The sequence below is a fragment of the Streptomyces sp. NPDC002537 genome (genome assembly GCF_053594975.1).
Genome location: NZ_JBSFWT010000014.1, coordinates 39,459 through 54,576 on the forward strand (window position 1 = coordinate 39,459; position 15,118 = coordinate 54,576).

11 protein-coding genes and 1 tRNA gene are annotated in these 15,118 nt (G+C 71.6%); 4 read left to right on the top strand and 8 right to left on the bottom strand.

The window, feature by feature from the left end; all coding sequences use genetic code 11:
* Window positions 1-5 precede the first annotated feature (5 nt).
* Together ACWD4A_RS09290 and guaA are read right to left on the bottom strand one after the other, a co-directional pair.
* The gene (locus ACWD4A_RS09290; protein ID WP_451191459.1) at window positions 6-590 is read right to left on the bottom strand and encodes a Uma2 family endonuclease; all 585 of its coding nucleotides are present in this window, start codon (window positions 588-590) and stop codon (window positions 6-8) included.
* 136 nt (window positions 591-726) lie between these two features.
* Window positions 727-2,325 (bottom strand): glutamine-hydrolyzing GMP synthase, encoded by a 1,599-nt coding sequence (gene guaA, locus ACWD4A_RS09295; protein ID WP_451191460.1) that lies wholly within the window; start codon window positions 2,323-2,325, stop codon window positions 727-729.
* Between the two features lie 312 nt (window positions 2,326-2,637).
* Between guaA and ACWD4A_RS09300 the strand changes: the two genes are divergently transcribed.
* Together ACWD4A_RS09300 and ACWD4A_RS09305 are read left to right on the top strand one after the other, a co-directional pair.
* Window positions 2,638-2,925, top strand: a complete 288-nt coding sequence (locus ACWD4A_RS09300) for a chorismate mutase (RefSeq protein ID WP_451191462.1) — start codon at window positions 2,638-2,640, stop codon at window positions 2,923-2,925.
* Window positions 2,926-3,645: 720 nt separating this feature from the next.
* Window positions 3,646-4,776, top strand: coding sequence for an LAETG motif-containing sortase-dependent surface protein (locus ACWD4A_RS09305; protein ID WP_451191465.1), 1,131 nt, complete (start codon window positions 3,646-3,648; stop codon window positions 4,774-4,776).
* A gap of 39 nt (window positions 4,777-4,815) precedes the next feature.
* On the opposite strand, the gene ACWD4A_RS09310 is transcribed toward ACWD4A_RS09305, so the two are convergent.
* The 4 genes from ACWD4A_RS09310 to ACWD4A_RS09325 form a co-directional block, all read right to left on the bottom strand.
* A complete protein-coding gene (locus tag ACWD4A_RS09310) occupies window positions 4,816-6,654 on the bottom strand; it encodes a GMC family oxidoreductase N-terminal domain-containing protein (RefSeq protein WP_451191467.1) in 1,839 nt (612 codons plus the stop codon).
* A gap of 24 nt (window positions 6,655-6,678) precedes the next feature.
* A complete protein-coding gene (locus tag ACWD4A_RS09315) occupies window positions 6,679-8,304 on the bottom strand; it encodes a succinic semialdehyde dehydrogenase (protein WP_451191469.1) in 1,626 nt (541 codons plus the stop codon).
* A gap of 97 nt (window positions 8,305-8,401) precedes the next feature.
* Window positions 8,402-10,009, bottom strand: coding sequence for a serine/threonine-protein kinase (locus ACWD4A_RS09320; protein WP_451191470.1), 1,608 nt, complete (start codon window positions 10,007-10,009; stop codon window positions 8,402-8,404).
* Window positions 10,010-10,230: 221 nt separating this feature from the next.
* Entirely contained in the window at window positions 10,231-11,580 is a 1,350-nt protein-coding gene (locus ACWD4A_RS09325; RefSeq protein WP_451191471.1) for a serine/threonine-protein kinase, read from the bottom strand.
* Window positions 11,581-11,780: 200 nt separating this feature from the next.
* Between ACWD4A_RS09325 and ACWD4A_RS09330 the strand changes: the two genes are divergently transcribed.
* A complete protein-coding gene (locus ACWD4A_RS09330; protein ID WP_451191473.1) occupies window positions 11,781-13,073 on the top strand; it encodes a serine hydrolase domain-containing protein in 1,293 nt (430 codons plus the stop codon).
* Window positions 13,074-13,211: 138 nt separating this feature from the next.
* Here the strand turns inward: ACWD4A_RS09330 and ACWD4A_RS09335 are convergent.
* Both ACWD4A_RS09335 and ACWD4A_RS09340 read right to left on the bottom strand, forming a co-directional pair.
* Window positions 13,212-13,287 (bottom strand) — tRNA-Arg (locus tag ACWD4A_RS09335).
* Window positions 13,288-13,410: 123 nt separating this feature from the next.
* The gene (locus tag ACWD4A_RS09340; protein ID WP_451191474.1) at window positions 13,411-13,809 is read right to left on the bottom strand and encodes an ACT domain-containing protein; all 399 of its coding nucleotides are present in this window, start codon (window positions 13,807-13,809) and stop codon (window positions 13,411-13,413) included.
* Between the two features lie 135 nt (window positions 13,810-13,944).
* Between ACWD4A_RS09340 and ACWD4A_RS09345 the strand changes: the two genes are divergently transcribed.
* On the top strand, window positions 13,945-15,114 hold the full coding sequence (locus ACWD4A_RS09345) for a winged helix DNA-binding domain-containing protein (protein WP_451191475.1): 1,170 nt from the start codon (window positions 13,945-13,947) through the stop codon (window positions 15,112-15,114).
* The last annotated feature ends 4 nt before the right edge of the window (window positions 15,115-15,118 follow it).

Here is a 15,118-nt window from a genome sequence, read left to right on the forward strand (position 1 = left end):
TTCGACTACAACCGATCGATCTCCGTGAGATCGATGTTGATGGCGAAGGGATCGGAGAGCTTGAGGGTGTCGCGGTGCGTCCCGGTCGGGCCATAGACGCGTGTTTCACGATCGAGCTCGAAGGTCTGGACGATCGGCCGTTCGTCCTCACTGGCCATTTCGACCCGCCAGAAGTAGGGGATGCCCGCGGCGGCGTACTTGTGCGGTTTGGTATCGCGATCGCGGGCCTCGGAGTCCGGGGAAACCACTTCGACCGCAAGCAGCACGTCCCGGGCCTGGTAATAGGTCTGCACCATGCTCTGCACCGACAATGCGCGCACGACCATGACGTCCGGCTCCGGCCCGTTGCGCCTGTCGATCACCACCGTCATCTCCCGCCGAACCCTGAACTCAGGCGGCGCGGCACGGCGTAGGCCGTCCACCAGCAGGTCGATCACGATGCTGTGAAAGCTTCGCTGAGGACTCACGAAAACCAGGCTCCCGTCGATCAGCTCCGTGTGCGGCGGGAGGTCGGGCAGCGTCAGCAGGTCGTCCACGGTGTAACCGTCCTGCGGCGGCACCGGCCAGGGGTGCGCGGTCTCAGCGGTCATAAGTCCTCCCATGAACGGGATTCTGGAGCCGTACAGTCAGCGTACCCACCCCAAATGACAGTGCCGCCACCCAAACGAATGAGCGACGGCACTGGCGTTTGACCCCAAGGAGCTTCAGGGGGGTCTCAGGGGAGGACTACTCCCACTCGATCGTCCCCGGCGGCTTGCTGGTGATGTCGAGGACGACGCGGTTGACCTCGTCGACCTCGTTGGTGATGCGGGTCGAGATCTTCGACAGGACGTCGTACGGCAGGCGCGACCAGTCGGCCGTCATGGCGTCCTCGGAGGAGACCGGGCGCAGCACGATCGGGTGGCCGTAGGTGCGGCCGTCGCCCTGGACGCCGACGCTGCGGACGTCCGCGAGCAGGACGACCGGGCACTGCCAGATCTCGCGGTCGAGACCGGCGGCGCTCAGCTCCTCGCGGGCGATGGCGTCGGCCTCGCGCAGCAGGTCCAGGCGCTCCTTGGTGACCTCGCCGACGATGCGGATGCCGAGGCCCGGGCCCGGGAAGGGCTGGCGCTGGACGATCTCGTCCGGCAGCCCGAGCTCGGCGCCGACCATGCGGACCTCGTCCTTGAAGAGCTGGCGGAGCGGCTCGACGAGCTCGAACTCCAGGTCCTCGGGGAGGCCGCCCACGTTGTGGTGGGACTTGATGTTCGCGGTTCCGGTGCCGCCACCGGACTCGACCACATCGGGGTAGAGCGTGCCCTGGACGAGGAACGCGACGTCCTCGCCCTCGGCGCCGGCCTCGGCGACGATCTCCGCCTGGGCCTGCTCGAAGACGCGGATGAACTCCCGGCCGATGATCTTGCGCTTGGTCTCCGGCTCGGTGACGCCCGCGAGGGCGGTCAGGAAGCGCTCCTGCGCGTCGACGACCTTCAGCTGGACGCCGGTCGCGGCGACGAAGTCCTTCTCGACCTGCTCCGTCTCGCCCTTGCGCATCAGGCCGTGGTCGACGTAGACGCAGGTGAGCTGGTCGCCGATGGCCTTCTGGACGAGGGCGGCGGCCACGGCGGAGTCCACGCCGCCGGAGAGGCCGCAGATCGCGCGCTTGCTGCCGACCTGGGCGCGGATCGCGGCGACCTGCTCCTCGATGACGTTGCCGGTCGTCCAGGTGGGCTCGATGCCCGCACCGCGGTAGAGGAAGTGCTCCAGGACCTGCTGGCCGTGCGTGGAGTGCATGACCTCGGGGTGGTACTGGACGCCGTAGAGCTTCTTCTCGTCGTTCTCGAAAGCGGCGACCGGCACGACGTCCGTGGACGCGGAGACCGTGAACCCCTCGGGGGCGGCGGAGCAGGCGTCGCCGTGCGACATCCACACCGACTGCTCGACCGGGGTGCCCTCGAAGAGGGTCGAGCCCGGCTTGGCGACGGTCAGCGGCGTACGGCCGTACTCCCGCGCGCCGGAGTTGTCGACGGTGCCACCGAGCGTGGTGGCCATCAGCTGGAAGCCGTAGCACATGCCGAAGACGGGGACGCCCGCCTCGAACAGGGAACGGTCGACGGTGGGAGCGCCCTCTTCGTACACGGACGAGGGGCCGCCGGAGAGGATGATCGCCTTCGGCTTCTTGGCGAGCATCTCGGCGACGGGCATCGTGCTGGGCACGACCTCGCTGTAGACCCGCGCCTCACGGACACGACGGGCGATGAGCTGGGCGTACTGCGCACCGAAGTCGACAACGAGCACCGGTTCCGCGGTGTTGTCGTGGGCGGCGGCGGGGGGTGCTGCTGACACGGGGGCGGCCTTCCGGCGATCGAGAGGGGGTCTGTATTTGTCGATTCTACCGGGGCGCGGGAACTCGCTTTTGTCTCACCATCCGAATCCGCCTTGGACCCGGGGCCTCCTCCGGGCCATACTGTGCGCCATGCGCAAGCACCCGACCTTCGTCTTTACCTATGGCAACCGGCCCGTCCGGCTGCCATGGTCGTGCTGCTTGAGCAACTGACAAGCGACTTCCCAGGCGCCCCGGGCCGACAAGGCCCGGGGCGCCTGCCGTTTTCCGGACCTTGCCGTTCCGGGGGGCCATGCCCTTTGGAGGAACAGACAATGAGCACCCGGACCATCACGGAGACCGGTGCCCGCACCGACGAGGCGGCGGGCGTCATCACGGACGCGCGCGGGCGGATCGACGACCTCGACGGCCGCATCATCGGGCTCGTGCAGGAACGTATGGCCGTCTCGGCGGTGATCCAGCGCGAGCGCATCGCCTCCGGCGGCAGGCGCGTGAACCTCGCGCGCGAGATGGAGATCCTCACGCACTACAGCGACCAGTTGGGCAAGCCGGGCACGGCGCTCGCCATGACGCTGCTGGAGCTGTGCCGGGGGCGCATCTGAGGAGCCGCCCGCTCCCGTACCACCCCCGCGTCACCCGTACGGCGCGTGTCCGCTCCGGGAACCCTTCGTTGGACCCGGTGTCGCGCCAGCCAGGAGCGGCCCACCTGAAATCCACGCGTGGCTTCCGTCCCTGTTCATCTGGGCGCCCGGCAACGACAGGGCGGATCCACCGGAGCGCGAGACGTACGCGTACGTACGTCGTGGGACCGCGCTCCGGTGCCTCGGCGGCCGGTCGGCAGGGGACAGCAGCCCGGCCGCCACCCGAAGGACGGTCGGTTCCGGGGACGCCTGGAACCGACCGTATCCGGTCGAAACGGTTGCGCTCAGCGCGGCGCATCCCGCACGATGCAAAGGGAACACCAAAACCCCGGTTCCGTACCGCCATTGGTCGGACCTCTGCCGGTCGGCCGGGGTGCCGACAGCACCACCACCGCAGCCCGCGGCGCTCCCCCCGGCGCCGCTCCGCGGCACCGACCCTGCCCTGACCTCGGTGCCGGCAGTCAAGGGCCCCGTGGCCGCCCGCACGCCCCCGCGGAGGCGGCCCGGGGCCCTTCGCCGTGTTCCTTCCGCTCCCGATGTGAGCTCGAACACGTGCACTCTCCCGGCGATCATGGCCCGCTCAGGGGATTAGCATCGCCATGCACCTGCAAAGCGGCTATAACGCGCTTTCCCCCCACCGCGACGGCCTTTGCTCACTTTCCGGACCTGAGAGAGGTCTTCATGAAGCTTCGTCGCGCTCTGGCGACCGCCGCCGTCACGGCTGTCATAGGCCCCGTCGCGCTCCTCGCGGCACCCGCCGCCCACGCGACCGGCGAGCAGTCCGCGACCGGCACCGGCCCGGCCGCCGCCAGCCCGGCGCCCGGTGCCGACCACAGGACCACCCCGGACGCGCCCAAGGGGGACGGCGCCAAGACGTCCGCCGACACCGCGGCCACTCCGGGCGACGCCAAGAACGACACCAAGAACGACACCAAGGACGACGCCAAGAACGACAAGGGCGACTCCGGGAGCGGCAAGAAGCCGTCCACCGCGCCGTCCCAGCCGGGTGACAGGACGGATGCCGGGCCCTCCGCCGCACCGTCCCCGGAGTACACCCGGCCGACCTTCTGCTCCGGCCTCATGGACGAGGACCGCGGCAAGACGTCGCTGCGCGGCCTCCCGAGCAGGATCGTCGCAGGCTCCGGCTGGCACGAGTTCACCTACCGGGTGACCAACGTGTCCAAGGTCAAGGTCATGGAGACCGATGTCTCCCTCTACCTCGGCAGCGCCGACCCCAAGGTCGACGACGTCTCCCAGCTGTCCGTCACGGTCGAGTGGTACGACCCGAACAGCGGCAAGTGGGAGCGCATCGAGGGCGACGGCGCCAGGTTCGACGCCGAGCACGAGTTCGCGACCGTCAAGAGCCTCAAGCCGGGCGAGTACGCGGATGCCAAGATGCGCATCAGCATCGGCGGGAAGGCCAAGGCGGGCTCCGGCTACTTCTTCACCATCGGCCACTCGTACGGCGAGGACGGCCAGTGCGGCTTCGACGAGATCAGCCAGTTCGACTTCTCCGTGCTGGCCCCCGGCAGCACGCCGGGCAAGGTCGGCGACGCCACGGGCAAGCCGGGGAAGCCGAGCACGTCCGGACACGGGGCGAAGGGGAGCCAGGGCGGTGACGCCGGGAAGAACCCCGGGCACAAGCCGGCCGGGCAGGGCCCGCTCTCGGAGATCCCGGTGTCCGGGAGCCTCGCGAAGACGGGTTCGTCGTCCGACATGCCGATGATCGCGGGGATCGGCGGCGCCGCGGTGGTCGTGGGCGCGGGCGCGCTCTTCGTCGTGAAGCGCCGCAAGGGCAACGCCTCCGCGTAGCCGACGACTTGTAAGGACCGTGCTCCTGGGGCACGGTCCTTACTGCTGCCCCTCCTCGGAAGCCTCCGGGGCCGCGGGCGGCACCGGGGGAACCGGAGGCACCGGCAGGAACGGCAACCGCAGTGCCGCGAACGCGCCCTTCGGCACCGCCGGGTTCCGCGGCTCGACCGCGGCCACCCGTGCGTACGCGCTCCCCTGTGGCGGACGCGGGTCGGCCTCCCCCTTGTTGGGCCAGAGGGACATCGCGCGCTCCGCCTGCGCGGTGATCGTCAACGACGGATTGACCCCCAGGTTCGCGGACACGGCCGCACCGTCGACGACCGAGATCCCCGGGTGCCCGTACAGCCGGTGGTAAGGGTCGATGACACCCCGGACCGCGTCCGGCCCGATCGGACAGCCGCCCAGGAAGTGCGCGGTGAGCGGAGTGCCCATCAGCTCACCGACGTTGCTGCCCGCGAATCCGTTGATCTCCTGTGCGATGAGCGTCGCGGCCCGGGTCGCCTCGGGGATCTGCTGGGGGTTGGGGGCGCCGTGCCCCTGTCGCGCGGTGAGCAGCCCTTTGCCGATGCCGTGCTTCTTGCGGTACGTGGTCAGGGAGTTGTCCAGCGACTGCATGACGAGCCCGATGATCGTCCGCTCGGACCAGCGGCGGTTGGACAGCGACCGCAGCAGCAGCACGGGATGGCGCGCGCAGTGGGCGGCGAAGGCGACGGCGCGCGGCGCGCGCGTGCCCACGGGAACCTGGAGGATGGACAGCGCGCCCATCGCGTTCGATCCCTTGCCGTAACGGACCGGCTCGATATGGGTGTTGGCGTTCGGATGGATCGACGACGTGATCGCGACGCCGCGCGTGAAGTCGACCTCCGGCACGCCGTGAGCCGCCCGGTAGCGGCGGTTGTCGGTCTGGGCGCCGACCAGTGCCTCCGAGTTGGTCCGGGTCAGGCTGCCGAGCCGGTCCGGGACGCGCGGCAGCAGCCCCTTGTCCTTCATCGTGTGCAGCAGCGTCTGCGTACCGTACGTACCGGCCGCGATCACCACGTGCTCCGCGCGCAGCACCTTGGGACGGGCCTTGCGCCGCTTGTCGGTGGGGACGGTGACGACGCGGTGGCCGCCGTCCCGGTGCTCGGTGACGGCGACGACCGTGGTCATCGGGTGGATGACGGCCCCGGCCCGCTCGGCGAGGTGGAGGTAGTTCTCGTTGAGGGTGTTCTTCGCGCCGTGGCGGCAGCCCGTCATGCACTCGCCGCACTCGGTGCAGGCCCTGCGGGCCGGGCCGGCTCCCCCGAAGTACGGGTCGGCCACCTCCTCGCCCGGCCGCGCCCGCTCCGTGCCGTCGGCGTCCTTCCCGTCCCCGAAGAACACGCCCACCGGTGCCCGGTGGAAGGTGTCCCCCACGCCCATCTTCTCCGCCGCCGCCCGGAGATGGACGTCCGAGGGGGTCATCGTCGGGTTGAGCCGCACGCCCAGCATGCGCTGCGCCTGTGCGTAGTACGGCCTCAGTTCCTCCTGCCAGTCGGTGATCCCGGCCCACTGCGGGTCGTCGAAGAACGCCTTCGGCGGGACGTACAGGGTGTTGGCGTAGTTGAGCGAGCCGCCGCCCACCCCCGCGCCCGCCAGGACCATCACGTGCCCAAGCAGGTGGACGCGCTGGATGCCGTAGAGGCCCAGCGCGGGGGCCCACAGGTAGTTGCGCAGGTCCCAGGAGTTCCTGGGCAGGGTGTCGCGGGTGAAGCGGCGGCCCGCCTCCAGCACTCCGACGCGGTAGCCCTTCTCGGCCAGGCGCAGGGCGGACACCGCGCCGCCGAAGCCCGAGCCGACGACGATGACGTCGTAGTCGTAGGCGTCCTCACGGTCCTGTTCGTCGGCGGTCGCCGGCACCACTACCTCCGTCTGAGCGTCCGGTCAGCGCAGGCGCAGTGCCTTCAGCGCGCGCAGGCCGTGGGTCATCAACTCCGCGTACTTCTCGTCCGTCAGCCCGAAGGACGGTGCGAGCGGGACGATCCGCTGTTGGGCGACGGTCTGTGACTCGGTGTACTTCAGGATGCCCTCGGAGCCGTGTCTGCGGCCCAGTCCGGAGTCGCCCATGCCGCCCATGGGCGACTGCGCGCTGCCGTACGCGGCCGCGTACGCCTCGTTGATGTTGACGGTACCCGCCCGCAGCCGTGCGGCGAGCGCGCGGCCCCGGCGGCCGTCCCGGGTCCAGACGGACGCGTTGAGTCCGTACGGGGTGGCGTTGGCGAGCTCGACGGCCTCGTCCTCGTCGTGGAACCGGTGGACGGAGACGACGGGGCCGAAGGTCTCCTCGGTGCAGACGGCCATCGGGGGTTCGACACCCTCCAGGACGGTCGGCTCGTGGAAGAGGGGGCCCACGTCGGGCCGGGGGCGGCCGCCCGCGAGGACGGTGGCGCCCTTGGCCACGGCCTCCTCCACGTGCCGGATCACGGTCTCCAGTTGGCGTTCCGAGGCGAGCGAGCCCATGTCGGCGCCGTACGCGAGGCCCGTGCCCAGTCGCATCGCCCGGGTGCGGGCGACGAACCGCTCGACGAACGCGTCGGCGACCGACGCGTGGACGTACAGCCGCTCGATGGATACGCACAGCTGGCCCGCGGAGGAGAAGCAGCCGCGCACCGCGCCCGCCGCCGCCCTGTCGAGGTCCGCGTCGTGCAGGACCAACATGGCGTTCTTGCCGCCAAGTTCGAGCGAGCAGCCGACCAGGCGGTCGGCGGCACCCCGGGCGATCTCGCGGCCGGTGCGGGTGGAGCCGGTGAAGGAGACGTAGTCGGCGTGGGCGACGACGGCCGGGCCGACGACCGGCCCCTCGCCCAGCACGATCTGCCAGACCTCTTCGGGCAGCCCCGCCTCGATCAGCAGCTCGCGGGCCCACAGGGCGGTCAGGGCGGTCTCGGTGTCGGGCTTGGTCACCAGGGCGTTGCCCGCGGCCAGGGCGGGCAGCGCGTCACCGGCGGACAGCTCGAACGGGTAGTTCCAGGGGGAGATCTGGCCCACGACACCGCGCGGCTGCCGCAGTTCGGTGACCTTGGTGAGCGCCGGGAGGACACCGGTGTGCCGTCTGGGCCGCAGATACGCGGGCGCCTGCCGCCCGTAGTGGCGGGCGGCGACGGCGACGGCCTGCACCTCCTCGTGCGCGTGCAGCCGGGTCTTGCCTGTCTCCAGCTGGATCAGGTCCAGGACCTCCGACTGGCGGGCCAGTACGAGGTCGTGGAAGCGCAGCAGGACGGCGGCACGCGCGCGTACCGGTGCGTCCGCCCACTCGCGCCGTGCCGCGCGGGCCCGCGCGAAGGCCGTCGCCACGTCCTCGGGGGCCGCTTCCGGCAGGTCCGCCAGTTTCTCCCCGGTGAACGGCGTGTGGTTGGCAGTGGTGCCGGAGCCCGTGAGCCCCCGGGTGAGCCGGGCGACGAGGGCGGGCGTGACGACGTCCGCGGCGGTGCGGGCTCCGGGCGGGGCGACGGGATTGCCGCCGGACGTCGGTATCGCTGTCGCTGCTGCGCTGGGCCGCGAGTCGGTCATGAGGGCGAGCGTAGGCGGGGTCGCACCGTTTGGGTACCCGGCAGTAACCGTTTTCCGCCGGATGGGCCCCAGTTGCGGCCGGTGCGCGTTCCGCGCGTCACTGCTCCTGGAGCTTCAGATACTTGATCACGTCGTCGAAGAGCCGGTCGCCGTCCAGGCGGGCCTTGCCGTCCGCGGGCATCCACACCTCCAGCAGCCAGGAGACCTTGGTGTCCTCGTTGACGATGACGTGGGAACGGCGGCAGCGCCTGGGGTCGTCGTCGCTGCTGCCGGCCGCGCGGTAGACGGTGGTGACGTCGGCGGTGTCCGCCCACTGCCCGGACTCCTCGTCCAGGGTCGGCTCCGCTTCGCTCAAGGAGTCGGGGCCCTCCTGGTAGCGGGCCATCAGCTTCTTGGCCTCCTCGGTGGCGGAGCCGATGCGGGGCGGCTTGTCGGTGGACGACCTGGGCTGCTCCGTCTTCTTCCCCAGGAAGACGGTGAAGACCCCACTGGGGTCCCTGAAGACGACGTCGCCCTTGTCGTCCTCGACGGTGCGCTGGTAGTCCCCGGGGACGGCGAGCGACGCGTCGACCACTTCGCGCTCGTCGCGGACCGTCCAGCCCTGCGGGATCGTCGCGCGCGGCGCGAAGGGGTCCGCCAGTACGAGCCCCGCGGCCACTGCCGCCGCCAGCAGACCTCCGGCGAGCCCCCATTGGGCCTTGCGGTTGCCCTGGAGCACGGGTGGCACCCACTTGCCGCCGGCGGGCGCCGGGGACGGCAGCACGGCGGTCGGCGGCTGCGGCACCGGCCGGGCCACGGCCTCCAGCGTCCGCCTGATCCCGTCCGCCGTCGGGCGGTCGGCCGGGTCCTTGCGGAGGAGCTGCATGACGAGCGTGCCCAGCGCCCCGGCCCCGGGGGCGGGCGCCTGCGGCTCGGCGGTGAGGACGGCCTGGAACGTCCCGTGGGCGTGGGAGCGACGGAACGGGGACACGCCCTCGATCGCCGTGTAGAGCACCACGCCGAGCGACCAGAGGTCGGACTCGGGTCCGGGCCGTCGGCCCAACAGCCGCTCCGGGGCGATGTATTCCGGCGAGCCGACGAAGGCGCCCGTCTCGGTCAGCCCCTGCTCGCCCTCGATCTGGGCGATGCCGAAGTCGGTCAGCACCACCCGCTCGCCCTGCCCGAGCAGCACGTTGTCCGGCTTCACGTCGCGGTGGAGCACGCCCGCCGCGTGCGCCGCCGTGAGCGCGTCCAGCACCGCCAGCCCGATGCGGGCGGCCTCGCGCGGCTCCAGCGTTCCCTCGGTGAGCACGTCGCCGAGGGAGCGCCCGCGCACCAGCTCCATGACGATCCAGGGGCGGCCGTCCTCGACGACCACGTCGTGCACCGTGACGACGGACGGGTGGCCGATGCGGGCCGCGGCACGCGCCTCGCGCTGCATCCGCAGATGGACGGTCTCCTGCTGCTCGGGCAGGTGCTCGGGGACACGCGGTTCCTTCACAGCCACGTCGCGGTCCACGACCTCGTCACGGGCCTTCCAGACGGTGCCCATGCCGCCGTGTCCGAGCCGGGAGACGAGGCGGTAGCGGCCGCCTATCCAGCGGTCGGCGCCGGGGTCTCCGGTGACGTGGCCGGTGGGGGTGTACGTGCCGCCCTGGTGGCCGGCGGCCGACGGCTGAAGCTCGTAACTGGTGGGCTGGTCGGCCCCTCCCCCATCGTTCGTCATGCCCCCATCATCACCGACGGTGACCCGTGCGGTGTACAGCGATCCTTGGACAGCAGCCGTCGTGGGCGATGTGACGGCCGTCAAGGAATCAGTACGGCAACGGTCGGGGCGTCCTCGGCGGCGGCCCGCACGGGACTCGTCGGGCCGCCGCCGTCCAGGCATCCGGGGATCGTCCCAGGACGGAACTCCCTGCCGGGCGGGCAGGAGAAAGCGCGCGGACGCTAGTGGACGCGGGTGGAGCCGTCCGGAACGGCGGGCGGGACGCCGCCGGGGGCCCGGACCGTGTGATGGCCGAGCGGAACGGTGGCCGGTGGAATCGACGGTGCCGCGGCGGTCGGTGGCGGCACGGTGACCGGTGGAGTGGAAGGGGTCCTGGTGACCGGCGGGGAGGAGGCGTCCCTATCGGTCACAGCGCTGCTCGTCGCCTGTGTCGGCCGGTGGTCCGGCTCGCCGGAGCCCCGGTCCGCGAGCATCGCGGTGATCCCGGCGCTCATCCCCGCCAGCGTCACCACGGCCACGCCCGTCATCAGGGCGATCCGGGCGCGGGGCGGCGGGCCGGGTGCGAGGGGCGCCGGCGGAACGCGCGGGGGCGGACCGGGCACCCATGGCCGTTGCGCGGACCGCGGCCGCTGTACGGACACGGGAGGCGGGGCCACGGGCACGCGTACGGTGGCCCCACGGTGCACGAACGCGCCACCCCGCCCGGGGGCTTCGCACCCGCATCCGCGCCCGGACCCGATACGGGCGAGCAGCAGCCGTTCCGCCTGGTCCAGGCCCATCCGGCGCCCGGGGTCGCGCTCCAGCAACCCTCGCACGACCGGCATCAGCGGCCCCGCGGCGGCAGGTGGCCGGATCTCGTCGTGGACGACCGCCTGAATGATGCCGCCCAACGAGTCACGGTGGAACGGGGATTCACCATGGAGCACCACGCACAACAGCACCCCCAGCGACCACAGGTCCGACGCGGGTCCGGTGGCTCCGCCCGAGATACGTTCCGGCGCGGTGTACTCGGGCGAGCCGACGAACGCCCCGGATTCCGTGATCGTCGGCGAGCCGGACACCTGGGCGATGCCGAAGTCCGTCAGCACGACACGTCCGGTGCCGGTCTCCAGCAGGACGTTCGCCGGTTTGATGTCCCGGTGCAGCACGCCACGCGCGTGCGCGGCCCGCAGCGCGGCCAGCAACGCGAGCCCGATGCGGGCCGCTTCGCCCGGTCCGGCCGGGCCGTCCGCCGCCAGCGCGTCGGACAGGGCGCGGCCCTCGATCAGCTCCATCACGATCCACGGGCGCCCCTGCTGCATCACTATGTCGTGCACGGCGACCACGTTCGGGTGGCTGATCAACGCGGCCGCGCGGGCCTCGCGCAGAGTGCGGTCGACCCGGGAGGCGGGCAGGGTGGCGGCCCCGGACGGTGTGCGGCCGTCGTCCATGTGCAGCTCTTTGACCGCGACTTCACGGGCCAGCAGCTCATCGGTGGCACGCCATACGGTGCCCATGCCGCCGCGCCCGATCATCTCTCTGAGGCGGTAGCGGCCTGCGAGCAGACCATCGTGTGCGGCGAAGGTCCCCATGAAACACATCTTTCCCCGCCTTCCCCCGCCCCACCGTGTCCGTACCGGCCGCTTCCGCTCGCCCACCCCCGGTCCTCCGGGGCGGACCTCCGGGGAATCCCTGAGAGGGGGTGGGGGGTGGTTCAGGGAGGGCCCGGATGGCCGGGTGGTCTCCGGCGGGAAGACTTCTCGGCATGAGGAACGGCACGGGGGAGACCGGCATGAACACACTGACGCGAAAGCCGACGGCGTGGCAGGCGGCCACGCGGGAGATCCGCGTGGGCCCGCCCGCGCGGCCCACGGGCAGAGGCCGCCGCCGCGGTCTGTGGTCGGCCACCGCCGGCCTGCTGGCGGCGGCCGCCCTCGGCACCACCACCATGGCGAGCGCCGCCTCCCACCACCTCGACACCAAGGCCCTGCGCCAGTCGCTGGACGGCATTCCCAACGCCGAGGTCAGCGGTGCGCTCGTCCGGGTGGCGGGCTCGGACGGCAACTGGTGGGGCGTTGCGGGAGTCGCGGACAAGGACACGAAGGCGCCCGTGCGGGCGGATTCCTCCTTCCGCATCGGCAGCATCAGCAAGCTCTTCACCGGCACCGTGATGCTCCAGCTCGTCGCAGAGCGCAAGGTCGACCTGGCGGCTCCGGTCCACCGCTATCTGCCGGACCTGCTGCCCGACGCGTTCCGGGACGTGACGGTGGGGCAGTTGCTCAACCACACCAGCGGACTGCCGGGCCCCTCGCCGGAGATGACCGGCGCCGACTCCGCCGACCCCGACCAGTGGTACGTGGAGAACCGCTTCCGTTCCTGGACGCCCACGGAGATCGTCAAGCTCGCGGTCACCGGCAAGCAGCCGGTCTCCGCCCCGGGCACGACCCAGCAGTACAACGGCATCAACACCCATGTGGCGGGCCTGATCATCGAGCGGGTCACGGGGCGTACGTTCGCCCAGGAGGTCCGCGACCGCATCACCCGCCCCCTCGGCCTGGGCCGTACATACGTCCCCGCCGCGAACGACTTCACCCTGCCCGAGCCGCACGCGCACGGCTACCGCACGGTGCGGGGCCGACTGGTCGACGTCACCGAGCAGAGCCCGTACGCCTGGGCCGAAGGCGGCATGATCTCCACGGCCTCGGAGCTGGACCGCTTCATCAGCGCGCTCTTCCGGGGCAAGCTCCTGCCCCCGTCCCAGCAGAAGCTGCTGTTCGAGCTGCCCGACCCGGCCAAGGTCGTCAACGGTCGTGGCAACAAGCACTGCGCGAGCCTCACCGACCCCAAGGACCCGGGCGTCCCCTGCTTCAGTGCCATCGGCCTGATGCGCACCCAGTTGAAGGACGGCACCGTCGTCTGGGGCAAGACGGGCTCCGAACCGGGCTACACCAACGCCGTCTTCGCCACCAAGGATCTGTCCCGCCGGGTTGCCTACTCCCTCAACTACACCAGCCCGCCGAACTCCAGCGAGCTGCCGTACATCCTGCGCATAGTGGGCGCGGCCTTCGCGTCGCGCGGGAAGTAGCACACGGACGAGCCACGGTCGCGAGCCACGTCACGAGGCGGATCGCGAGCAGACCGCGAGCAGACCGCGAGGCGGGTTGCGGGGCAAACAGAAACGGGAGCCGGTGATGTCCGGCTCCCGTGGGACTCCCGAAGGAGGTGGTGCACTCGGCAGGATTCGAACCTGCAACCTCTTGATCCGTAGTCAAGTGCTCTATCCGTTGAGCTACGAGTGCTCAGCGTCCCCGATGGCCGAAATTCGACCGCCCGGTCGGCGTTGCGGAAGCAATCTTACCCGAAGAATTCCATGATCCTTCCCGGGCGTCGATCAGTTCGAGGAGCGCCTGGGCGAGGAGCCGTCAGGCGGAGCGGCCGGCGAGGTTCTCCAGCAGGGTGAGCGCCTCCGCGGCCCGGTCGTGCGGGACGAAGAGGTGGTCGTGGTGGAAGCCCGCCACGACGTTGCAGCTGAGTCCCGCGGCGGCGAGCTCCTGGGCCACGGCGGCGGTGAGGCCGACGGCGTCGAGCGCGGAGTGGACGCGCAGGGTGAGCCAGCCCGCGACGTAGTCGTACGGCAGGCCCGCCGCGTCGGCGTCCTCCTGCCGTACGACGAGGGTGAGCCCTTCGGGTTCGACGACGGTGACCACGGGCGCGAGCCCGGCCGGTGGGTCACCGGCGACCGCCGTGAAGACGTAGCGCCCGGGGTTGAGTTCCGGGCGCATGCCGGTCAGCAGTTTCCGCAGGTCTTTCTCGCCGCTCATGACGATCACCGTAGTGATGGACACGGGTGACCGCGACTCCACGAAGGAGGACGGGAAACAGACGGAGGATGACAGGAGAGGACGGGAACCGGAGGAGGACAGGAATCGACCTACTTCACCCCTACCCTCACCCCCATGAGCAGCCCGTGGATCACCGATGACCAGCGCCGTGCCCGCCTCGGGCGGCGGCATCTCCTCTCCCCCGCCCATCGCGCCGGCGCCGTCGAGGAGGTCGCGGACGCCCTGGTCGGGCTGCATGCGACCGATGCGGCGACCGTGTATCTGTCGGCGTGCGCGCGGCTCGTGGAGCCGTCGGTGGCGGAGGTGGAGCGGGGGCTGTACGAGGACGCGACGCTGGTGAAGCTGCTGTCCATGCGGCACACGATCTTCGCCGTGAGTTCCGGGCTCGCCCCGTACGTGAACGCCTCGACGGCGCGTGCGATCGCGGCGCGGGAGCGGGCGGCGTTCCTGAAGTTCCTGCGGCAGGGCACGGAGGGCGCCTGGGACGAGCGGCGGCTGGCGCGGACCGAGCGGGAGGTGCTGGCCGCGCTGGCCGCGCGCGGCGAGGCGACGACCGCGGAGCTCGCCAAGGACGTGCCCGCGATGCGGGAGTCGATCGCGGTCTCGGTGGGCAAGCCGTACGAGAGCCGGCAGAGCGTCGGCAGCAGGCTGTTGCGGCTGCTGGCCTCGGACGGGCATGTGCGGCGCGCCCGTCCGCGCGGTTCGTGGACCAGCAGCATGTACGCGTGGGCGCCCGTCGCCCCGCTGCCGGACGTCCCGGTGCGGGAGGCGAAGGCGGAGGTGGCGCGGCGCTGGCTCGCGTCGTTCGGGCCCGCGACGGAGGCGGATCTGAAGTGGTGGACGGGCTGGACGCTCGGCGACACGCGCCGGGCGCTGGCCGATGTGGGCGCCGGGGAGGTGCGTCTGTCGGAGGGGCCCGGCTTTGTGTTGCCGGACGACGTCGAGGAGGTGGCGCCCGCGGAGCCGTGGGCCGCGCTCCTGCCGGGGCTCGACCCCACGGCCATGGGCTGGCGCGGCCGCGACTGGTATCTGTCGCCCGGCCATGTGCCCGCGCTCTTCGACCGTGCGGGCAACATCGGCCCGACCGTGTGGTGGAACGGCCGGATCGTGGGCGGCTGGGCGCAGCGGGCGGACGGCGAGATCGTCCTGCGGATGCTGGAGGACGCGGGGCGTGGGGCGGCTTCCGCGATCGCCGCGGAGGCCGCCCGGTTGTCCGCCTGGCTGAGCGGTGTACGGGTCACGCCGCGGTTCCGTACGCCGCTGGAGCGGGAGTTGGTGCGTTAGGGCG